This window comes from Bradyrhizobium sp. LeoB3, from assembly GCF_055456055.1.
The window spans coordinates 61,361-82,581 of sequence record NZ_JBVBEF010000011.1; the positions used below are offsets into that span (position 1 = coordinate 61,361).

The 21,221-nt window shown below is 62.3% G+C and carries 20 protein-coding genes; 14 read left to right on the plus strand and 6 right to left on the minus strand.

Annotated elements, in window-relative coordinates:
• Positions 1-73 precede the first annotated feature (73 nt).
• The 9 genes from ACZXDY_RS11105 to ACZXDY_RS11145 all read left to right on the plus strand — a co-directional run bounded on the left by ACZXDY_RS11105 (position 74) and on the right by ACZXDY_RS11145 (position 11,637).
• Positions 74-808 carry a metallophosphoesterase family protein gene (locus ACZXDY_RS11105; protein WP_464345503.1) on the plus strand — a complete coding sequence of 245 codons (735 nt, stop codon included), beginning with the start codon at positions 74-76 and terminating at the stop codon, positions 806-808.
• 138 nt (positions 809-946) lie between these two features.
• Positions 947-1,540 (plus strand): polysaccharide biosynthesis/export family protein, encoded by a 594-nt coding sequence (locus ACZXDY_RS11110; RefSeq protein ID WP_051396847.1) that lies wholly within the window; start codon positions 947-949, stop codon positions 1,538-1,540.
• A gap of 457 nt (positions 1,541-1,997) precedes the next feature.
• Positions 1,998-3,269: an outer membrane beta-barrel protein gene (locus ACZXDY_RS11115; RefSeq protein ID WP_245287355.1), complete on the plus strand. Its 1,272-nt coding sequence runs from the start codon at positions 1,998-2,000 to the stop codon at positions 3,267-3,269.
• Positions 3,250-5,568, plus strand: coding sequence for a polysaccharide biosynthesis tyrosine autokinase (locus ACZXDY_RS11120; RefSeq protein WP_464345504.1), 2,319 nt, complete (start codon positions 3,250-3,252; stop codon positions 5,566-5,568). Before ACZXDY_RS11115 ends, ACZXDY_RS11120 begins: the two co-directional genes overlap by 20 nt.
• Before the next feature lie 80 nt (positions 5,569-5,648).
• Positions 5,649-6,941, plus strand: a complete 1,293-nt coding sequence (locus ACZXDY_RS11125; protein WP_051396845.1) for a VpsF family polysaccharide biosynthesis protein — start codon at positions 5,649-5,651, stop codon at positions 6,939-6,941.
• 20 nt (positions 6,942-6,961) lie between these two features.
• Positions 6,962-8,035 (plus strand): glycosyltransferase, encoded by a 1,074-nt coding sequence (locus ACZXDY_RS11130; RefSeq protein ID WP_464345505.1) that lies wholly within the window; start codon positions 6,962-6,964, stop codon positions 8,033-8,035.
• Positions 8,036-8,039: 4 nt separating this feature from the next.
• Complete coding sequence (locus ACZXDY_RS11135) at positions 8,040-9,149, plus strand: acyltransferase family protein (protein ID WP_464345506.1); 1,110 nt, start codon at positions 8,040-8,042, stop codon at positions 9,147-9,149.
• Positions 9,149-10,198, plus strand: coding sequence for an acyltransferase family protein (locus tag ACZXDY_RS11140; protein ID WP_464345507.1), 1,050 nt, complete (start codon positions 9,149-9,151; stop codon positions 10,196-10,198). Before ACZXDY_RS11135 ends, ACZXDY_RS11140 begins: the two co-directional genes overlap by 1 nt.
• A gap of 2 nt (positions 10,199-10,200) precedes the next feature.
• Positions 10,201-11,637, plus strand: a complete 1,437-nt coding sequence (locus ACZXDY_RS11145) for a lipopolysaccharide biosynthesis protein (RefSeq protein ID WP_028165256.1) — start codon at positions 10,201-10,203, stop codon at positions 11,635-11,637.
• 8 nt (positions 11,638-11,645) lie between these two features.
• Here ACZXDY_RS11145 and ACZXDY_RS11150 read toward each other — a convergent pair whose 3' ends face one another.
• Entirely contained in the window at positions 11,646-12,596 is a 951-nt protein-coding gene (locus ACZXDY_RS11150; RefSeq protein ID WP_464345548.1) for an endo-1,4-beta-xylanase, read from the minus strand.
• Positions 12,593-12,814 (minus strand): hypothetical protein, encoded by a 222-nt coding sequence (locus ACZXDY_RS11155; RefSeq protein ID WP_464345553.1) that lies wholly within the window; start codon positions 12,812-12,814, stop codon positions 12,593-12,595. The genes ACZXDY_RS11150 and ACZXDY_RS11155 overlap by 4 nt, the downstream gene beginning before the upstream one ends.
• A 141-nt stretch (positions 12,815-12,955) precedes the next feature.
• On the opposite strand from ACZXDY_RS11155, the gene ACZXDY_RS11160 reads away from it, so the two are divergent.
• From ACZXDY_RS11160 to ACZXDY_RS11175, 4 genes are read left to right on the plus strand one after another with little or no spacing between them, the layout of a single operon-like run.
• Positions 12,956-13,753: a WecB/TagA/CpsF family glycosyltransferase gene (locus tag ACZXDY_RS11160; protein WP_028165254.1), complete on the plus strand. Its 798-nt coding sequence runs from the start codon at positions 12,956-12,958 to the stop codon at positions 13,751-13,753.
• Entirely contained in the window at positions 13,750-15,024 is a 1,275-nt protein-coding gene (locus ACZXDY_RS11165) for a glycosyltransferase (protein WP_464345508.1), read from the plus strand. The genes ACZXDY_RS11160 and ACZXDY_RS11165 overlap by 4 nt, the downstream gene beginning before the upstream one ends.
• 9 nt (positions 15,025-15,033) lie before the next feature.
• On the plus strand, positions 15,034-16,209 hold the full coding sequence (locus tag ACZXDY_RS11170) for a glycosyltransferase family 4 protein (protein WP_464345509.1): 1,176 nt from the start codon (positions 15,034-15,036) through the stop codon (positions 16,207-16,209).
• The gene (locus ACZXDY_RS11175) at positions 16,206-16,619 is read left to right on the plus strand and encodes a hypothetical protein (RefSeq protein WP_464345510.1); all 414 of its coding nucleotides are present in this window, start codon (positions 16,206-16,208) and stop codon (positions 16,617-16,619) included. The genes ACZXDY_RS11170 and ACZXDY_RS11175 overlap by 4 nt, the downstream gene beginning before the upstream one ends.
• Positions 16,620-16,623: 4 nt before the next feature.
• Here the strand turns inward: ACZXDY_RS11175 and ACZXDY_RS11180 are convergent, their stop codons facing one another.
• Both ACZXDY_RS11180 and ACZXDY_RS11185 read right to left on the minus strand, forming a co-directional pair.
• Positions 16,624-17,445 (minus strand): class I SAM-dependent methyltransferase, encoded by an 822-nt coding sequence (locus ACZXDY_RS11180; protein WP_464345511.1) that lies wholly within the window; start codon positions 17,443-17,445, stop codon positions 16,624-16,626.
• A gap of 500 nt (positions 17,446-17,945) precedes the next feature.
• Positions 17,946-18,422, minus strand: a complete 477-nt coding sequence (locus ACZXDY_RS11185) for a DUF983 domain-containing protein (RefSeq protein ID WP_464345512.1) — start codon at positions 18,420-18,422, stop codon at positions 17,946-17,948.
• Positions 18,423-18,437: 15 nt separating this feature from the next.
• Here ACZXDY_RS11185 and ACZXDY_RS11190 point away from each other — a divergent pair, with 15 nt between their 5' ends.
• Complete coding sequence (locus ACZXDY_RS11190) at positions 18,438-19,847, plus strand: aminotransferase-like domain-containing protein (RefSeq protein WP_245287354.1); 1,410 nt, start codon at positions 18,438-18,440, stop codon at positions 19,845-19,847.
• Between the two features lie 12 nt (positions 19,848-19,859).
• On the opposite strand, the gene ACZXDY_RS11195 is transcribed toward ACZXDY_RS11190, so the two are convergent.
• Positions 19,860-20,054 carry a hypothetical protein gene (locus ACZXDY_RS11195; RefSeq protein WP_028165250.1) on the minus strand — a complete coding sequence of 65 codons (195 nt, stop codon included), beginning with the start codon at positions 20,052-20,054 and terminating at the stop codon, positions 19,860-19,862.
• Positions 20,054-21,217 carry a PepSY-associated TM helix domain-containing protein gene (locus tag ACZXDY_RS11200; RefSeq protein ID WP_464345513.1) on the minus strand — a complete coding sequence of 388 codons (1,164 nt, stop codon included), beginning with the start codon at positions 21,215-21,217 and terminating at the stop codon, positions 20,054-20,056. Before ACZXDY_RS11200 ends, ACZXDY_RS11195 begins: the two co-directional genes overlap by 1 nt.
• Positions 21,218-21,221: the final 4 nt, after the last annotated feature.

The window sequence follows — 21,221 nt, forward strand, 5'->3', positions numbered from 1 at the left end:
GGAAACGGGAACAGGTGCCGCTGCGGCGGCGCCGCCGATTGACCTCATGACGGTTCCATGATCGAAGCAGTCGATGATGCGGCCGCCAGTTGCATATCCGCACTACGTTGCACCTTCGGCTCCCGCAGACACGCGCATCTACGCGGTCGGCGACATTCACGGACGCGCCGACCTGCTCGCCGAGACCATTGCGCGTATCGACGACGACATAGCCCGGCGGCCGATCCGCTACGCGCTCGAGATCTATCTCGGCGACTATATCGACCGCGGCCCCGATTCCAAGACCGTGCTCGATCTGTTGGCAGTTCGCCTCGTCAGGAACCACGCGGTTTGCCTGCGTGGCAATCATGAAGAGCTGTTGCAACACTTTCTTGACGATCCGGCGGCGTTCGCGCAGTGGCGGCGGCTCGGCGGCATGCAGACGCTCGCCTCCTATGGCGTGTTTCCGCGGGACGTGCCCGTCTCCGAAGTCAACCTGCAACGCCGCTTTCTCAACGTCTTCCCACGCACGCATGTCCTGTTCCTGCAATGCCTGCTCGACAGCTTTATCTGTGGTGACTTCTTCTTTGCCCATGCCGGGGTGCGCCCCAGCGTTCCGGTCGAGCAACAGCATCCGGAGGATCTACTTTGGATCCGCCAGGAGTTTCTCAGGTCGGATGAAGATCACGGCAAATATGTCGTGCACGGCCACACCCCGGTTCCCCATCCCGACATCAGGCATAACCGCATCAATATCGACACCGGCGCGTGGAGAAGCGGGACGCTGACCTGCATCGCCATCGAAGGAACAGCGATTCTGGTCCTGTGACAGACGATGGCGCCATTAACGCTGCGCGACCATGGAACCGCATGGAGCTGTCGCGGAACCACTACCCACATTTTTTCGCCTTGTTTGCTCACTTATGCTCCGCGCCGTTACTGACGGGACTTTCGTGGGGATGCAGTCATGCAGCAACAATCAATCCGTGTCGCCCGCGCGGCGCCACGCAATATTCTATTTGCGTTCGTTTTGGCGAGTATCGCGGGTTTTGCAACTTGCGCGTCGGCTCAAACGCAAACCGGCTCGCATGCGTTCTCGACAGGGACCTACGTGCTCGGCCCGAACGACAGAGTGCGTGTGAAGGTCTATGGGGAGCCCGACATCACGGGAGAGTATGAAATCGACGCGAGCGGTCAGGTCTCGATTCCACTTGCAGGACGCATGAGGGCGTCCGGCATGACGACCAAGCAGTTGGAACGCGCGATCACATCCGCGCTATCGAAGGACATCGTGCGTGATCCGAAGGTGAACGTCGAGATCGTCGCGTACAGACCTTATTACATCCTCGGCGAGGTCAAGAAGGCCGGCGAGTATCCGTACCGCCTTGGTCTGACGGTGATGGATGCGGTCGCCAGTGCCGGCGGATTCACCTATCGCGCCAACGAGGGCAAGGTCTATCTGCGCCGATCGGGCAGTCCAGCGGAGGAGATCTACGCGCTCGATGCACCGATCCTGGTGTTTCCCGGCGACAACATCCGGGTTCCCGAGCGCTACTTCTGAGTGGCTCGTTCGACGGAGCAATCTCGCTCGCAAATCACGCGCGTAAACATTTACGTCATGCGCGCTGCCATAGTGTCGTCGATTTGCGATGAGTATTATTCTGCAATGCAGAAAACTTTTTCCCGCGACGCACGTTAATGCGCGGGAAGACGTTCTCTGATCAAACCAGCAATGCTCCGTCGTGCGCGCGTAACAAGTGCAAAGGGCTGCCATGTCAATGCGCAGTCCGCGGTGAATTTGTGAGCACGGGCAGCCGGGCCTCAGAACTTCACCGCTCCAGAGTTCCCGCAAGGGATGGATTATGGGACGCACGACTGCATTTGGCTGGTTGAACGCGATTGGAACGAGTGGGTGGCGAGCCCGTTCGCTCGTCGCGTTCGGTCGCCGCGGACTGACGATCGTACCCGCGCCGGTTACTGCGATTGTGCTTGGACTCGGATCACCGGCGGAAGCACAGGTGCTCCCCTGGCCTAATGAGGAGGTGGCGCCGCCATGGAATGCGCAACAAATCTTCGAGCCATCCCCGCTACCCAAGCTGACCGATCCTGACACCCGTGAGGACATACCGCCGGAGGACACGCCCGTGAAAGGCCGCCTGCAGCCTGGCTATGAACCAGTGGGCATTCGTTCGGGCTCGTGGATGTTCAATCCGTCGCTGATCACCGGCGGGTTCTTCGACAGCAACGTGTTCGCGTCGAATACCGACATCCGCAGTGACGTTGCGGCGGTAGTCGAGCCGCAGTTGCGCGCCCATAGCCTATGGGAGCGGCACGGTCTCGACCTTAAGCTCGATGTCCAGGAGACGGTCTACAAGCAGAACTCCAGCCTCAACCAGACCAATGCCAGCCTGAAGGGCAATGGCTGGATCGACATTGCTCATGACATGGCGCTGCTGGGCAGCTTCCAGATCGCGCATCTCAACGAGGGCGTCGGCTCGCTGAGTTCGCCCGCCAACGCCATCGCGCCGACACCTTATAACTGGTACTCAGGCGATTTGACCTTCCGCAAGGAATTCAACCGGCTGACCACCTCCGTCGGATTCAGCACCGATTCCTACGACTACGGCTCGACCGTCTCGCAGGACGGCAGGACCATCAACCAGGATGCCCGCGACGGACAGATCTACTCGCTCCATAGCCGGATCGATTATGCGTTTTCCGAGACCCTTGGCTGGTTCGGCAGCGCCGAGGGCAATGTGCGCGACCTCCGCGGCCAGCCTCTCCAGCCGCTGAGCTCCCAGGGCTATCGTGCGCTCACCGGCGTCACCCTCGGACTGGCGCGCCTGATCACCGGCGAAATCGGCTTCGGCTATGTGCAGCAACAGTTCGTAGATCCGACTATCGGCACGATCGCAGGCCCGACCTATCGCGCCAGGCTGACCTGGAGCCCGACGCGAATGATCGACGTTCACTTCAACGCCGAGCAGATCGTCACGGAGACTTCCGTCACGAGTGCGAGCGGCGTGCTCGCCAACGCCGTGCAGTTCGGGCTGGACTATGAGTTCCGTCGCAACGTCATCGTTTCGTTCTACGGCGCCTATGAGATCGACCGCTTCTTCGGGCAGCCGCGCAAGGATCAGGTCACCACGTCCGATGCCCGCGTCAAATATCTGCTGAATCGTTTCGCCGCGATCGCGGTCTACTACCGCTTCACGTCGCGCGAAAGCAACATTCCGACTTTCAGCTACGACAAACACCTGGTGGGATTGAATGTTACAACGCAGTTCTGAGCACCTGCCTCGCCCTCCGGAAGAGAGGACGGAACCTGCCGCAAGTCGCTGGCAGGCTCCGACCGTCGATCTGCGCGAGATGGCGCGTATCCTGCGCCGCCGCTACAAGCTTGCCATCCTGCCCGCTGTCGTGCTGGTCGCGCTCGGGCTGACCTACTGCCTGCTGGCCACGACTTTATATACGGCAACCGCGACCGTGCTGGTCGATCCACGCCGAGCCGCCGCTGTCGAGACCAACAGCCAGACCGCGCTTTCGAACTATGGCACCGATGATGCAACCATCGAAAGCCAGTCATTGCTGATCCAGTCGATCGCGATCCTGGACCGTGTGGTCCGCAGGCTGAAGCTGACGGAAGATCCGGAATTCATCCCGACACCAGGCCTCCTCGATCCGATCAAGCGGCTGTTCGCCTCGGCTGCGCCCGAAGGCGCGGCGGATCCGCAAGACGCGGCGCGCGCGCGTTCGATCGAAATCCTGCAGAAGCGCATGAAGGTGACTCGGCAAGGCACGACCTTCCTGGTCGATATCAATGTCAGCTCGGAATCGCCGTCGAAGGCCGCTATTATCGCCAATGCGGTCGCGGACGCCTATTTCGAGGATCAGGTCCGCGCCAAGAATGACGCGACCCGCATCGCGGCTAACTGGCTCGGCGGCCAGATCAACGATCTCAAGTCGAGGGTCGTCGCCTCCGAGAAGGCGGTTGAGGATTTCCGATCCGCCAACAATCTGACGGTGTCGCAGGGCGTGACCGTCAACGACCAGCAGATCACCGACCTCAACAACAAGCTGATCGCCGCGCGGGTGCAGACCGCGGAGGCGCGCGCCAAATACGACCAGGTGCAGCAGATCGCCAAATCCGGTGGCGACCCCGGCGGCATCAATGCGGCGATTTCGTCGGATATGATCACGAAGTTGCGGACGCAATATGCCGATATTGCCAAGAACGAGGCCGATCTCTCCAGCAAATACGGCGCGCGGCATCCGCTCGTCACCAATGTGCGCGCGCAGCTCAAGGACACCCAGCGGCTGATCAACGAGGAAATCAAGCGGATCCTCGAGAGCACCAAGCACGATTACGACGTGGCGCTCTCCCGCGAAAACTCGCTGAGCCAGAGCCTGGAGCAGTTGCAGAACGTATCCAATACTTCGAGCCAGGCCCAGGTACGGCTGCATGAGTTGCAGCGCGAGGCCGAAGCCAACCGCACTCTCTATGAATCCTATCTGGCGCGCTCGAAGGAAGCGACGTCGCAGGAAAGCCTCGAATTGCCGGATTCGCGGGTGGTGACCAAAGCCAGCGTTCCGATCCGTCCCTCCTCGCCGAAGACCATGCTGATCCTGGGCCTTGCCGGGATGCTCGGCCTCGGCTTGGGAACCGTGCTCGCCTTCGGGGCCGACTATCTCGACGGCCGCATCAAGACGCTGGAGCAGGCGGAGTCGATATCGGGCGTGCCGGCGCTCGCCGCGGTGCCGTTGATCGGCACAAGGGAGCTTGCAGGATTGGCGCGGCGGCGCGGACGGGGCGAACTCGAAAATCACGATCCGAGAACGGTCAAGCTGTTGCCGGCCGCCTTGCAACCGCCTTTGATGCGCTATGCGATCGACGAGCCCGCCACATTCTTCGCGGAAGCGATTCGCTCGGTTCGCCTGGCGCTGCAACGGACGATGCGGCTGCAGCCGGTCAGGGTCGTGCTCGTCACCTCGGCCCTGGACAGCGAAGGCAAGACCACGCTTGCCGGCAATCTGGCGCAGTCGCTGGCGACGTTGGGTATCCGGACGCTTCTGATCGACGGCGATCTCCGCAACCCACAACTCACCCGCTCGCTCTGCCCCCGCGCCGACATCGGATTGTTGGACGTGGCCCTGGGACGCGCAGCTATCGACCAGGCGATCCTGACCGACGAAAGCACCGGACTGTCCGTGCTGCCGTCGACCGCGGTCAAGCAGGCCGAGATCATTACCGAACTGATGTTCTCCGACCGCATCGTCGATGTGCTCGATCACTTACGTCATCGCTACGAATTGATCATCGTCGACTCGCCGCCGCTGGTGCCGCTGGTTGACGGCCGGGCGCTGGCCGAGCTTGCGGACCGCATCATCCTGGCGCTGGCCTGGGATCAGACCCCGCGCGAGGTCCTGGCCCACACCATCGACCTGCTCTCGCCGGTCTCCGATCGCATTCTCGGCACCGTTCTCACGCGCGTCGACCTCAGTCGCCTGCAGTTCTACGACTACTACCGCAGTTCCGCCTATCTCAAACCATACGGAACCGCGAGCCTCAGCCCCGGAGCGGCGCGGTGAACACGCGCGGCTTTGCCAGCCAACCTCTAAGTCTGCCCGGCGCGGCGTCGCACACGCCGTCCGGAGCACGGACGCATGGGATGACATTCGACACCTTTGTCGAGTGGCTGGCGACGGGCTTTCTTGTGCTCGCAGTCGTCGCGATGTTCATGCTCTCGGCGGGCATGCTGACCAACGTGAAGATCCACTATCTGACGGCGGGCGGAAATTTTTACGAGAAGCTGCATCCGACGACGTACTTCACCTTCCTCGCCTTTTTCCTGCTGCTGATGCGCAGCCGCGGGCCGATCGGCGAGATCGACCGGATGTTCTCGCAGTCGAAGCTCCTCTTGTTCTATCTGCTCTGCTGGCTGTTCCTGCTGGTGCAGATGTTCGTGCTGGAACGGCCGTTCACGGTGATCTTCGATACGTTCTTGACGCCGGTCGTGTTGTGTCTTGCGATCTGGCAGCTCTCGCCGTCGCAACGACGGCCGCTCGCCTGGGCGATCCATGTCACGATTCTCGTGAATATCGTGGTCGGCTATTATGAGTATTTCTCAGGTCACCGCCTGATTCCGCTGACAATGGGCGACATCGTCGTCCTCGGCGAATGGCGCTCCTCGGCGTTTCTCGGCCATCCCCTTACAGCATCGGGCGTGGTCGCGGGCTATGTGCTGGCGTTGCTGCTGCGGCCGGCGCTCTGCCCTCCGATTCTGATACGGGTGCCGCTGATCGCCTTCAGCCTGGCCTCGCTCATGGCGTTCGGCGGCCGGACCGCGCTGGTGACCGTGCTGATCGTGATGGGACTGCTTGTCGGGATCGAGATGCTCCACATGCTGCGGGGCAAGCGCATCCCGCTCTCGGCCGCGATCCTCGCCATCTGCCTGCTGTTCGCAGCGGGCGCAGTCGGATTTGCCGCGCTCGATCTCGGCATCTTCGACAAGATGCTGCTGCGCTTCTCCTCCGACAAGGGGAGCACGCTGGCACGCTATGCCACCTTTCACCTGCTGTCGTATTTCGACTGGCAAGAATTGCTGCTCGGCCCCAATCCGGTCCGGGTGACTTCACTGCAGAGCCAGCTCGGCCTCGACTATGGTATCGAGAATTTCTGGATCTCCTGCATCGCGCAGTTCGGCGTCATCCACACCGTTGCGCTGACGATTGGGCTCGCTTGCCTCTTCACCGAGATCATCCGACGCGCCGACCGCGGCGTCTGGGCGATGCTGCTGCTGATGTTGACGATCGCTGCGAGCTCGGTGAGCTTCTCGTCCAAGAATATCCAGCTTGCACAGTTCATCGTCCTGATCACCGTGCTGCTGCCGCGCGACGAATATCGGCGGACAGCCCCTCCGCCTCCCGTCGCTCAGCGCCGTTACCGGCCTGTTCCCGCGTAAATCCGGCGTCAGGACATCGTATGGACATTTACGTCGACAACACCCATCTCGGACGTCACGTCACCGGACTCGAGCGCATTACGCTCGAACTGTTTTCCGCGTCCGCGCTCGCTCCGCTCAATGTGGTGCCGGTCACCGCGCGCGGCACGCGCCAGATGGTGACGACGCAGACCTTTGGCTTGCCGATGCGGCTTGCGACCTCGTCGGCGATACTGCTGTGCCCCGGTTTTCCGCCGAGCCCGCTATTGCTGCCGTTCGCCTCGCGCGTGCTGCCCTACATCCACGATGATTTCCTGGTGACCAGGCCCGCCGAACTGAACGCACGTGCCCGGCTCTATATGGCGCGTCCCTTCAAGCTGGCGCTGCGGCACTATCCGCGCTTCCTTGCCAACTCCAACGATACAAGGCGCCGGATCGCCGCCTATACCCGACCCGATGCCGAGATCACGTTGTACCGTCCCTCCGTGCGCAACGTGTTCGGATTACAGTCGGAGCAGCGCACCGGCCGCGCGACTGCGCCGCGACCGCTCCGGCTGGTCGCCCTCGGCACCGTCGAGCCGCGCAAGAATTTCAAGGCGGCCGCCGCGCTCGTCGGGGCACTGCGCGGAAGAGGTTTTGCCGACGCCACGCTGGATATCGTCGGCCGGCGCGGCTGGGGCGACGACTGGCAGGCGCTGGAAACCATGCCGGGCGTTACGCTGCACGATTATCAACCGACCGAGCGCGTCAGGGAATTGCTTGATACGGCCGACCTGTTCGTCTGCACCTCGCATGACGAAGGGCTCGGCCTGCCCTTGCTCGAAGCGCAATATGCCGGGCTGCCGATTGCAGCACCCGATGCGCCGATCTTCCGTGAGGTGCTCGACGCCTCCGGCATCTTCATCAATCCCGCCGAGCCCACCGCCGCCGCGGCGCAGATTGCAGCCGCGCTGTCGATCCAGAATTGGCGCACGCGCTATGTCGCGCTCGCCGAGCAGAATCTTGCTCGCTGGAACGCGCTTGCCCATGGCGACCGCGAGGCGGTGATCGACCTGATCTCGCGCCTTGCTGCCCACCCCCTCTCCTCTCGCCAGTTCAACCCGAAGCGGATCTAAACTTTTGCACACGACCACCAACGCGATGCGGCATCTCGACGGCCTGCGGATCATCGCCGCTTGCGCCGTGGTGATTTTGCACTATTCCGATTATTTCAAGGAGCTGCCGACCGGGCGCATCATCATCGCCCATGTCTGGCATTTCAACCTGTTTGTCGACCTGTTTTTCGTGGTTTCCGGCTTCGTCATCGCGCGTCAATATCATGACGACGTCGGCGACGGCCCCGCCATCGGACGCTTCCTCTGGCGGCGCATCGCCCGCATCTATCCACTGCATCTCGCCACGCTGACATTCTATATTGGCATTGCTTTCGCGCTTTCGTTTGGCATCGCGCACACGGACAATCCCGGGCGCTATTCGTTCTCCGATCTGCCGGCGCAATTCCTGTTGCTGCATGCTTTCGTCGGTGAACGGTTGACGTTCAACTTCCCGAGCTGGTCATTGTCGGCGGAAATGTTCTGCTATCTGCTGTTTCCGCTGATCGTTGCGCTCACATTGCAGCGCAAAGTACTGATCATCGCGCTCGTAGCGTTGTCTGCGCTTGCCAACAGCATTTGGGCAGCGACCATGGATACCCTGCCATGGTCCGAGTGGATCAACTTGGGCGGAGCCTTCCGCGCGGTTCCCGCGTTCAGCCTCGGCATTGCCTGTTCCCTCTACCGCGACCAGATCGCGCGCTGGCCCGCAACGCGCGGCGCCCTGATTTCGACGCTTGTTGCGTTCATCTTGTTCGGATCGTGGCTGACGCCAATGGCCGCGCTGGTTGCGGTCTACGTGATCGCCGTCCTCGCGATCCAACTCGACTGCAGCGGCCGCGATACGTTGCTATCGATGCTCAAGCTCGATCACTTCGCGCCACTGACTTATTCCAGCTATATGCTGCACATGCCTATCGCAACCGTCATCATCACCTTGGATTCGCGTCTGATGCTTTTCGCCTCTCCCGATGCCAAGCTGATCCTGGCGCCCGTGTCGATCATCATCCTTGGCATCGTGAGTGTGCTGTCCTACCGATACTTCGAGACGCCGTCACGGCGCTACCTGACCGACCTCTACGACCGCCGCTTCGTCAAGCCGGTGGCGGCACCGATCTCCCATCGGGAGATCGCGTGATGACGCTCGCGGCGTCGGCACAGGCAGACATCGTTCACGCCCGCACCGATGCGCGGGCGACGAGCCGCGACGCCGTGATCGATACCATGCGGGGCGTTGCCATCCTGATGGTGATCGGGATCCATTCCCTGCCGCAGCCGCTCGATCTTGCATGGACCAAGACGATCGATGCCGCGCTGCGGCCCTGCGTACCCATCTTCCTGTTCGCGTCCGGTTACCTGACCGCGCGCGCCGGACGTGTGCCATTGTTCAAGCGGCTGAAGGCGGCGGTGATCCCCTATACGATCGCCTTCATCGCCGCCTATCTCTACATGGCCCTGCACAATCCCGCGATGGATCATCGCGTAACCACGACGTTGGCGCGGTTCGCACTCGCTTATGTCTTCGTGTACTACTACGTGTTCGTCTATGTCGGCTGCACCGTCGTGCTGTGGCTGATCTATGCTGCCGCCGGAACGGACCGGCAGAACACGGAGCAGCGGATGACAATCCTGCTCGCCCTTGCGATCGGTTTCGGGCTTGTCGCCGGAAGCTACCTCGATCCCCTGCTGTTCCATCTCGGCTTTGCCGAGTCCTTCGTCGATGAAGCCCGGATGCGCGATATCCCCTTCTGGTTCTCGTTCATGGCTGTCGGCGCGCTGACGGCAACGTTCGCCGGCGTGGCCGCGCGGAGCATGCGCGCGATCATTGTCGGTGCCATGCTGTTCGCCTATTTGCTGTATCTGGCCGTGCGCCTGTCCGGAATCGGCGATGCGGCAGTCTACGACTCGACGGCGTTCTTCCTGTACGCGGCGCTGTTCAGCCTTGCGCTGCTGGTGTTGCAGCCGAGCGCAGCCTGGCTCGCGAGCCTCGGCTCGGGCAGCTATTTCATCTATCTCTGGCACATCTTCATGGTGATGTTGCTGCGTGACCACGCCGGATTGCGCCAGTTCGGCCCCGCCGTCAGCTTTGCGATCACTTTCGGACTGACAGCACTGGTCAGCATCGCTGCGCTAGGCGCGGTCAGGCAGTTCTCCTCCGCGCGCGTTGCCCGCTGGCTGGGAGCATAACGATGCTGCTGCGCCATACCCTGCTCTACCTCCCTGCGCAGTTCGTCGGGCCGCTGTTCCAGTTGATCGCGATGATCGTATGGACCCATGTGGTCAACGATCACACGCTCGGCATCATCACGCTGGTCACCGCCACACACGAATTCCTGCAGATCGCGTTCCTGGCCTGGTGGTCGCAATACGCACTGCGCTTCTCCGGCCGCTACAAGGATGGCGACGCGCCGCGCTTCTACCGCACCGAAAATGCGGTGCTGCTGGCGTCGGTCCTGCTGCAGAGCATTGTCATCGTCGTCGTGCTGCGCCTCGTCATTTCACCCGACGCGCATTTCGGCATGCTGCTTGCGGCCATCGCCTACGTGGTGACCCGTTCGCTGAACCTCTATATCGGCGAGCGCGCCCGCGCCCAGCAGCAGATCTGGGTCTACACGATCCAGCAGGTGGTCGGCCCCGCATTCGGCTTTGCCGTTGGCCTCGTGATGATCAAGCTGTTCGGCCAATCCGCCGAATGGCCGCTGGCCGGATACGCCGTCGCGCAACTCGCGGCTGCGCTGCTGGTGCTGCCGAAGATCGCCTACGGCCGCCGCCTGTGGCCGATCGATCGCGAGATCGTGGTGCACGCATTGCATTACGGCGTTCCCCTGATCATCGGTGGCGGGCTCGGCTGGGTCGGCCTCAATGCCTCGCGCTTCATCATCAACGAGATGCAGGGTGTGGCCGCCGCCGGCCTGTTCGCCGTCGGTTACGGACTGGGACAACGCGCCGCCGCGGTCGCCGCCATGCTGGTGACGGCCGCCGCCTTTCCGCTCGCAGTCAAGAGCATGGAGCAAAGCGGCAGCAAGGCGGCAATGCGGCAGCTTGCCGATAACACCGCGCTGCTCGTTGCGATTCTCGCGCCAAGCCTGACCGGCATCTTCATGCTGCGGCTCGAGATCGTACACCTTCTGATCGCGGTTCCGTTCCAGCAGGCAACGCTGAGCGTGCTGCCGCTCGCGACACTCGCCGGCGCGATCCGCAACCTTCGCGCCCATTTCGGCGACCAGGTCTTCCTGCTGCATAACCGCACGCGCTGGATGATGGCGATCTCCGCCATCGACGCCACGATGACGGTGATCCTCAGCGTGGTGTGCCTGCGCTACTGGGGACTTGCCGGCGCGGCAGGCGCCACGGTTCTCGCTGCGACTGCGGCAGCCGCCACGAGCTTCAGCATCGGCTTCTCGCTGTTCGGGTTGACGCTGCCGTTTGCGCACCTGGCGCGCATTGCCGTTGCGACCGTCGCGATGGCGGCGCTGCTCCGCGAGTTCCCGGAAGCGCGAAATGCGATCATGCTCGCGGCACATATCGCAGCCGGGGCGGCGGTCTATCTGACAATGCTGGCGCTGCTGTACGCACCGTCACTCCTGAAGATGCTGCGGGCACGCCCGCAACATTCCGGAGCATGACGATTCTGTTACGCTTTCTTCGCATTCTCGAACGCGCGCGCGATCGCAAACCACAGCGGCTTTCGCTGCATCGATGAATCATAAGGTAGTGGCCGCGGCAGGCGTTGCGCCAGCGGATCCTTCTTCTTGGCAGCATCCGTGTAGAAGGAATAATTGTCCGCCAACTCCCAGGCGATCACCATCTTGACCGCCGGCACCCGCAACGCGTTGTTGAGGAATTTCTCCGCAGTCTCGGCGATCATCGCGTCGCGGATGGCGATATCGTCCGGGAACGTGTCGTCGCGCACGTCGAATTCGGTGATGTAGATGTCCACGCCGCGTGATGCGAGTTCATGCAGGAACTCGACGAACCGTCCCGGATCATGCGGATAGCGCGGCTGCAGGTGACCCTGCAAGCCGACGGCCGTGAGCGGCACGCCAGCCTGCTTCAATTCATCGACAAGACGCAGCAATCCGCTGCGCACGATGTGCCCCACCTCGTCATCGCGCTCGGTCTGCGCCTCGTTAAGAACAAATTTGGTTTTCTTGTCGATCATCGCCGCGCGTTCGTAAGCACGGCGGATGTAGCCGGTTCCGCCGAAAGCGTCATACCACGGCCCTAATCTGTAGCCGCCGGGCGCTTTATGGCCGGGCCAGAACGGCTCGTTGACGACATCCCATGAATGCAACTTGCCGACGTAGCGGCTGACCACTTCTTCTATATAGGAGTCGAAGAACGCCTGACGCTCCGCGTTGCTCATGCTCTTGATCCACTGCGGAACCCAATCATTCCAGATCAGGCAATGACCGCGCATCGGAATGCGATTGCTCGCACAAAATTGCAGCAGACGATCCGCGCTCTCGAAACGTTTGGGGCCAGGTTGTGGCGCGATCGTGCCCATTTTCATCGCAACGTCAGTTGTGATGATGCGCGTCTGCGTTGTGTAAAGCTCGCGATACGCAAGATCCTTGTCGATCACGGGGCCAGCGGCAGCGCCAAAGGCAAATCCATGTTGTGCAGCGATTGCACCGAGACTCTGTCCTTGCGCCGGCGCCGCAGTTGAAATTCCTGCACGCGCAGCGACGCCTGAGGCTGCGAGAATGGCAAGTGCACTTCGTCGCGACATCTGCATGGCTGCTCTCCATCAAGTGAATGCATTCGTTGCGCTGAATCATTTTTGCACAGCGGCATCGCCATCGTTGCGACGCAATAGTTCTATTTCGTGACGTCGCTCGTCGAGGAAGAGTCTTCGAGATGCGAGTTCCCATCGCACAAGCATTGAGCATGCCGACGACTTCCATCAGCGCACCTCGGCTTCTCTCGCACCTGGAGATCGACATGCCGGAAATACAGACGCAGCCTGCGACATCCAATCTCAATGTTGATGGCATCTCCATCAACATTGGTTCACTTCCCGAAGCGGTGAACTCGATCGTATCGGCTGCGCAGCAAGGCGAAAACTTCAGCGTGTGCACGTTGAATCTCGATCATGTCGTTCAACTGCAACAGCGGCCTGACTTCCGTGCTGCCTATCGTCGTGCAAAATTTGTAACGGCGGACGGGTTCCCGATCGTCGTGCTGTCGCGTTTGCTTGGCACGCATATCGAGCGGACCACCGGCGCCGATCTCGTGGAACCGCTCTGCGAGGAAGCGCGAAAGAAGGGCCTTCCTGTGTTCCTGCTTGGGTCGAATGACGCGACATTGAAGATGACCGCGCAACGTCTTTCGGAACGGTTCCAGGGCCTGCAAGTTGTGGGATGGTATGCGCCCGGCCCCAACTTCGATCCTTATTCCGCCGAGGCCGATCATGCGATCGAACTGATCCGCGAGTCCGGTGCCAGACTCTGTTTTGTTGCGCTCGGCGCGCCCCGTCAGGAAGTATTTGCCGCGCGCTGTCTCGACGAGCTCGATGGGACTGGTGTGTTGTGCATCGGCGCGGCGCTCGATTTCATCGCCGGCACGCAGAAGCGCGCGCCGTCGGTTACCCAGAAGGCCGGACTCGAATGGGCTTGGCGCATGCTGAACAACCCAAGCCGGCTCGGACCGCGCTATGCCCGCTGCATGGCCGCCGTTCCGGGACTCGTTGCGCGCACGCTGCCCCAGATCATCAACGCACGAATCCGGAAGACCGCATGACCTCGACCGTCACACTGGCGCTGCGCGCCCGCAATGCAAGCCGCGTTCGGCCGCGCTATCAGATCTGCCTGCTCCATCCGTTCGATCCGCGCGGCCAAAAGGTCGGCGGGCTCGAGACCTATATCCGCGACTTCATCACCTTCCATCCTGACAACACCGACATCCTGTTCGTCGGCGTGGATTCGATCGGTGACCTCACCCTCGGCGAAGTGCACCGGGTCACCTTCCGCGGCCGCACCTTCGATTTCCTTCCGATCCTTCGCTACAGTGATGCCCAGGCGCGTGAAGCCGCGCGCACCATTCGCTCCTCGCTGACAGGCCAGTTCTTCGTGGCGCTGCTGCGTCATTTCGGCCAGATCGCACGGCTGGTACGGACACGGCGATGCTCGATCGATTTACGTCGCGTTGAGTTCTCCTGGCTGCCGGCGATCCTGCGTCTCCCCTTCGTGCAGATGCTGCATGGCGAGGGCGCGCCGAAACTGCAGATGGATTCGCTGCTCCGGAAATATTCCTTCGTGCACAATACCGGCGAGCGGTTCGCCGTGACGATGAGCGAGAAGTTCCTCTGCGTTAATCCATTCATCACCGAGCGGATGCAGAAGACCTATCCGCGCAGCAAGGACAAGATCGATACGCTGTGGACCTGGGTCAACACCGACATCTTCCAGCCGCAGCCGTTCCCGGAAAGCATGTCGCCATTCCAGATCGTGTTCGCCGGCAGGCTCGACGAATTCAAGGACCCGCCGCTGATGTTCCGCACCATCGAGCGATTGCGACAGCGGCTGAACGGCCCGATCCGCTTTCACTATATCGGCACCAGCGACCCGCATCGCTTCAGCGAGTTTGCCGCGATCGAGGACATCACCATTCGCCACGGCTTCAAGGATGCCACGGGCATGGCGAAGACGCTGGCGGAGGCGCATGCGGGCATCCTCACCTCCGAATTCGAGGGCATGCCGCGCTGCGTTCTGGAAACGCTTGCGGTCGGCCGTCCCGTTGTCGCGATGCACCTGCCGCAGCTCGAATCCGTCATCCATGACGGCCAGAGCGGCTATCTGGTGACGCGCGATGGCAGCCGCGACGAGATGGTGGAGACTCTGGCACAGCGCTTCATCGATGTCCGCAACGCCATCGACGGCGGCAAGATCACGCCCGAGCAGGTCGCCGATGCGATCCAGGACTTCACGCCGGCCACGCAACTGGCGCGCGTGTACCGCTACCATCAGGAAATTCAGGACGCCCGCGGCTTCGCCGCGGCCACGGCCTCTTGAGGCATCGACGTGGACATCCTGCTGCTGACCAGTGAGTTTGCTCCCGCCATGGGCGGGATCGGCACCTATGCAGGGGAGATCGCCGCCGCCGCGGCCCGGCTCGGCGCGCGCGTCACCGTGGTTGCGCCGGACTACGGACAGGACAATGCAGGCCGCGATCGCACGCTGCCGTTCGAAGTGGCCCGCTTTGCCGGTGGCCTGCATTCGATGAAGGAGCTGCCGGCGAAAATGCTGCTGGCACGCAACAAGGTTCGGGAGCATCCATACGATGTGATCCATGCGGCCGATTGGCCGTTCTTCATTCCCGTCGCATTGTCGCGTTGGCAGACGCGGGCACGCGTGCTGATGACCGTGCACGGCACCGAGATCAACGAAACCCAGACACCGTTGAAGCGATTTGCAATCCGCAGCGCCGGCGTGTTCGGCCCGCGGACGGAGATCGTGGCGAACAGCCGCTACACCAGGGATCTGTTCCGAGAACGGTTTGCCGTTGACGCGGGACAAATCAGCGCGATCAGTCTCGGAGTTTCCGACTTCTGGTTCGGCGAGCGACGCGATCGTGCGGACATCCGCGCCGGCCTTGGGCTGGCGCCGGAGCGGCTGGTCATAGTCACCGTCGCGCGGATCACCCACCGCAAAGGACATCATCTGACGCTCGCGGCACTGGCGCGCCTCCCCGAGCGGCTGCGCCAGCGTATCACCTGGCTCGTGATCGGCCCGAATGGCGAGGCCGACTATGTCAACGAACTCCAGCGCTTGATCGAAACCGCGAACTGCGATGTCCGCCTGCTCGGTCCGCTGCCGAATGAAGAGATCCGCGACATCTATGGCGCGGCTGATCTGTTCTGCCTGACGGGCCTTCCGGATTCCTCCGGCCGCGTCGAGGGATTTGGGCTGGTCTACCTCGAGGCCGGTGCCGGCGGCGTGCCGAGTGTTGCGACGGCTGTCGGCGGCGTTCCCGACGCTGTGCTGCCGGATCAAAGCGGCATTCTTGTTGCGCCCGATATCGACAGCATTTCCGCTGCGATCGCCAGGTTCGCCGAGAATGACGAACTGCGTGCGAGCCTTGCCGCAGGCGCGCTGGCCCATGCACGCGCATTGTCCTGGGAACGATGCGCTGCCGCAACCTACGGACTGGCTCGGAACGAGCGGCCTGCGCCGCAGGCCGAGGTGGTGACGGCATGAGGCGGATCGCTGCCGCGGCGATCCTGCTTGTGCTCGCCACCGGCACGGCACACGCCGGCGCCGACAACTGCCGCCGAAGCCGCGAATACTTGTTGGGTAGCCTCGGCGGCGATCTGAAGTTGCCGCCCCAATCCTACAACGATCTGTTCAAGATCTGTATGGCGGCGAGCAGCATGACGAATGTGAAGGACGCCTATATCCTCAGGGACGGCGGTATCGCGGTCGTTCCCAAACAGGACACCGTTCCTGCCACGGCGTCGACATTGTCGCAATTCTGCGACGCCTATCCGAGCGCGACGCTGCGCTTCCTCACCAGCAAGGAAGTGCTGACGATGAAATCCGTCGTCGACATCGTGCAGCTTTCCTCGACCTCGGCGACACCTTGCAAGAAGATCAAAGGCCTCACCTGAAGCGTCACTTCTGCGCGTCGTAGTAGCGCGGCATGGCGTGCGGATCGAGCGGACGCTCCGCCCGGCGTCCGAGGAAGAAGAAGCCGCTCGCCGCATCCGATCCGGGGCGGCCGCGCGTCAACGGATCGAGTAGGCGGATCCAGAAGAACGGCAGCGCGACCAGGCGCGAGAGCTTGTCGCCGGCGCCGAGCGCACGGGCGAAATAGCGGATCGACCACACCAGCGCGACGCCTGCGCCGCCGACGCGGCCCGCGCGGATTTCCGCGAACTGCTTGAACAGCCAGCGATGGCCGCTCCGCGTGAAGCGCGAGAAATCATAGCCGCGCTCATGCACTTGTTGCATGAACGGCGTTTCGGCATAGACGAGGCCTCTGCGCCGAAGCACGCGGTGAATCTCGCTGACGACGGACGCAGGCTCAAGGACATGTTCGAGCACGGCCTGGACCCAGACGCCGTCGAACACGCCGTCCTCGAACGGCAGCCGGTGCGCGTCGGCCACCAGCAGCGTGTAGGGCGACGCGTAGACATCCGTCCCGATCAACTCGAGGGAGTCATCCGCGTAGAGTTCGTCGGCGCCGTCGCCAACCGCACCTCCGCCGATGACGAGCACGACCGGCCGCTCCGATTCCTGCTTAAGGAGCTCGATGAAGCGAGCACAGTTGGATTGCGCCACCTGATTGCCACCGAAGGTGAGCTGATGGAGCCGCGAGCTGATCGAGCGGCGCGAAACGTCGCGGTGAAAGACCGAACCATTGCCACCACCATACATTCCGCGCTCGAAGACGCTGGCGGCGAAATCGATCAGCACCGGCTGGTCCTCGACCACCGGAAACCCGCTTCTAGAGTATTCACACGTTGCGTTGGAACAGAACAGCCGCGCGTCGATCTCGCGCAGCGACGCCGCACAACGGGGACAGCGAACCGCGCGCCGCCACCAATCGGTCTGCGCCCACGTGTCCAATCGGTCGGTGACAGAGGAATCCAATGAAGCCCCTTCGTTCAAGCGATGTTCCTGGGTTCCGCCCTAGGAACTAGTTGTGATTTTTTGTTGCAGATTGCGGCACGTCGGCGACGCAACAAGCAAACGCGTGCGGGGTTGGATGGTTCTGTCTGATGGGCGCATGGACTTGCCTTCAGCAAGCCACAATATGCCTGCCGCCGGTCAGGCCACGCATCGACGCAGGCCCGCGCTTTCGAACGTGAGAATGTTTCTTCAAATTGTCAGCACGATGGCCGCGCCGATTGTTGCTACGATCTTGGTGATGGGCTCATTACGTGAAAATGGCTCACGGAACTTCTCTGCCCACAGGCCAGTTCGAGCAGCGTTCAGGTGAGCGCCTGCCTCTTCAGCGAAGTGGTGTCGGTGGACGGGGTGGATTTTGCGGAGTTAGCCGACCTTCGATTCTTCGATTGCGCGAAATCATGCATTCCCGTTTGCCACTGAAGGCCAACGATCGCGCCTTTCGTCGGCTGAAGCAGCGCGAGCGATGCGAACAGCGTAAAGGGCAGCCATATCGCGAGTTGCAGCCACGCCGGCGGCGCGTAAGCCATCTCGACGGCGAGCAAAGCCGGCACGACCACATGTCCGACCACGACGATGACGAGATAGGCGGGAAAGTCATCGGCACGCTGCGGCGTGTAGTCCTCGCCGCAGACTTCGCAGTGATCCACGACCTTCAGGAACCGGCGGAAAAGGTGGCCCTTCCCGCAATTGGGGCATCGCATGGTGAAGCCGCGCAATGCGGCTTGGGCAAGCGAAACTGGCTGTGTCATCGCTGAATTCCTTGACCTGAGGCATGTCATACAGTACGAGAATGTATGGATACAATCAAAGACAAACAGGCCTATTGTATGGATTGGGTCCCTACACTTTCCGAATGGCAAGGCCCCCTGTTCATGCGGATCGTCGATGCGCTGGCGTCCGACATCGAGAGCGGCCGGCTTGTTCGCGGACAAAGGCTGCCGACGCACCGCGCGCTCGCCACCGAGCTCGGCATCGATCTCACCACCGTCACCCGCGCTTACGGCGAAGCGCGCCGGCGCGGCCTGCTGGACGCCAGGGTCGGTCAGGGCACGTTCGTCTCGGAGACGACGGTGCGTTCGCCGTCGCACGTTCCCGCGCAAGTCACGATCGACCTTTCGATGAATCTTCCGCCTCAACCGGTGGAAGCCAATCTGGATCTTCGCATCGCGCAGGGGTTGGAGACGATTCGCAGGGAAAGCGGCTTCGGCGCGTTCCTGACCTATTCAAGACCAGGCGGCAGCGATCTCGATCTCGAGATGGCGGCAAATTGGCTGCGCCATCGCGTGACGGATGCGGATGCTGAACGTCTCGTGATCTTTCCGGGATCGCAGGCCATCGTGTTCAATGCGCTTCTCGCCCTCACCTCGCCCGGCGACGTGGTTCTGACGGAGGCACTCACCTATCCCGGCCTGAAGACAGCCGCCGCCCGATTGGGCGTTCGCCTGATCGGCTTGCCGATGGACGAACAAGGCGCGCGGCCGGATGCGCTCAAGGATGCATGCCGCAAGTACAAGCCGAAGGCCGTCTATCTGGTGCCAACGCAGCAGAATCCGACGACCGCCACCGCAGGCCCGGCGCGCCGCAAGGCCATCGCCGAAATCATCCGCCATGCAGGGACCTTCCTGATCGAGGACGACGCCTATGGTCTGCTCGAGCCGTCAGCTTCGCCGATCGCAAACCTGATTCCCGAGCGGAGCTATTTCGCCGCCAGCACGTCGAAATGCATCGCTCCGGGACTGCGCGTCGCCTATCTGCTGGCACCCGATCCCACCGCCGCGCAGACCATGCGCAGCGGATTGCAGGCGACGATGCAGATGTCACCACCCCTGATGGTCGCGCTCCTCACCCACTGGATCCGAAACGGCATCGCCGATGAGATCATCGAGGCGGTGCGCAACGAAGCCAAGGGACGACAGCAACTGGCGGGACGTATCCTGAAGGGCATCGCTTTCGCATCCCGTCCCACCAGCCATCATCTTTGGCTGGAGATCCCGCCATCCTGGAATCGGATGGACCTGCTTTCGCATCTGCTGCGCCACGGGCTTGCCGTTGTCGGCGAAGATGCCTTCGCCGTCATTGACAAGCCGCCGCGCGGAATCCGTGTCTCTCTTGGCGCGGCGCGCAACCGCGCCGATGTCAGCCAGGCCATGCAGGTGCTCGCGGCAGCCATGAAATTGTCTGTCATGGCAACGCAGATCGTCTGAGGCGCCGGCCGCTCAATTCGGCTTTCGCCACCAGATGAAGAGCGAGTAGAGGACAACCGGGACGGCCAGGGTGACCCATGAGAGGGCATCCCACCAACCGTCTCCCACGAGCGCGCCGACGAGGCCGAGCGTGCTGACGATCGCGACCAGCAAGGGCGCGATAAAGATCTGTCGAAGCGTGCGATGCATGGGTTTGCGCGACGTCATCAGGACGACAATGCGGGACTTTCGAGGTTGGAGGAGCGCGCGATCACGCGATCGACGCTGACCCCTGCCCTTCGCCGCCGCACCCACAAATAGATGCCGGTGCCGAGGATGATGATCGTGAGCACGTCGAGCAGTGCCCAGAGGATCTTGAGCGGCATGCCGCCATAGTCGCCGAAATGCAGCGGCTGGGAAATGAACAGGGTCGAGACGTACCAGGGCATGTCGCGGCTGTCGGTGAGCGTGCCGGTCTCGGCGTCGACCAGGGCCGGCTTCAAAAGGCGCGAGGTGAGCGGCGTGTTGCCGCGCAGGAACACCGCGTAGTGGCTCTTGCTGCTGAAGATCGAACCGGGGAATGCGACGAAGCTTGGCGTCATCCCCGGCACCGCGTGCGCCGCCACCTCGACCGCTGCATTGACCGACGTCAGCTTCGCGGGCACCGAGCGATCGCGATATTGCGCGGTCATCTCGGCAAGCTGCCCATACTGCCACATCTTCAGGACCAGGTCGGCCCATGTGTTGATGACGCCGGTGAAGCCGACCACCAGCGTCCACGCAACGAGAAGGATGCCGGCAAGGTTGTGGACGTCGAGCCAGCGCACCACGCGCGTCCGGCCGGCGCGATACGTGCCGAAGCTCAGCTTCCGCATCGAGGGCGCATAGACGACGATGCCGGAGATGATGGCGACGCAGAACAGGATGCCCATCAGGCCAAGGAAGAGCTTGCCCGGCAGACCTGCAAACATATCCGTGTGCAGCTTGAGCATGATGTAGGTGAAACGGCCGGTGACGTCGGGCGCGTCCAGATAGGCGCCCGTATGCGCGTCCATCCGGATCAAGAGGTTCTTGCTCGGATCGGACGTGATCGAAGGCCCAACGCTGACGAACATCGCGTTCGGATCGTCCCGGTCCCAGATCAGGAAATGCGGGACCTGTCCCGCTGCATTGGCGATTGCGTTGGCGAGCAGATGATCGAGATCGGCAAGCGGCGCATCCGCCGCCACCTCAGCCGGCTTCACCTGGCTGTGCAGGAGGTCGTCGATCTCCTCATGGAAAATCAGCGGCAGCCCCGTGATGCACAGGAGCAGCATGAACACCGTACAGATGAGGCTCGTCCATTTGTGGATGAAACCCCATCGCCGAAGAGACCTGGTTGCCGCCGTCACTTTG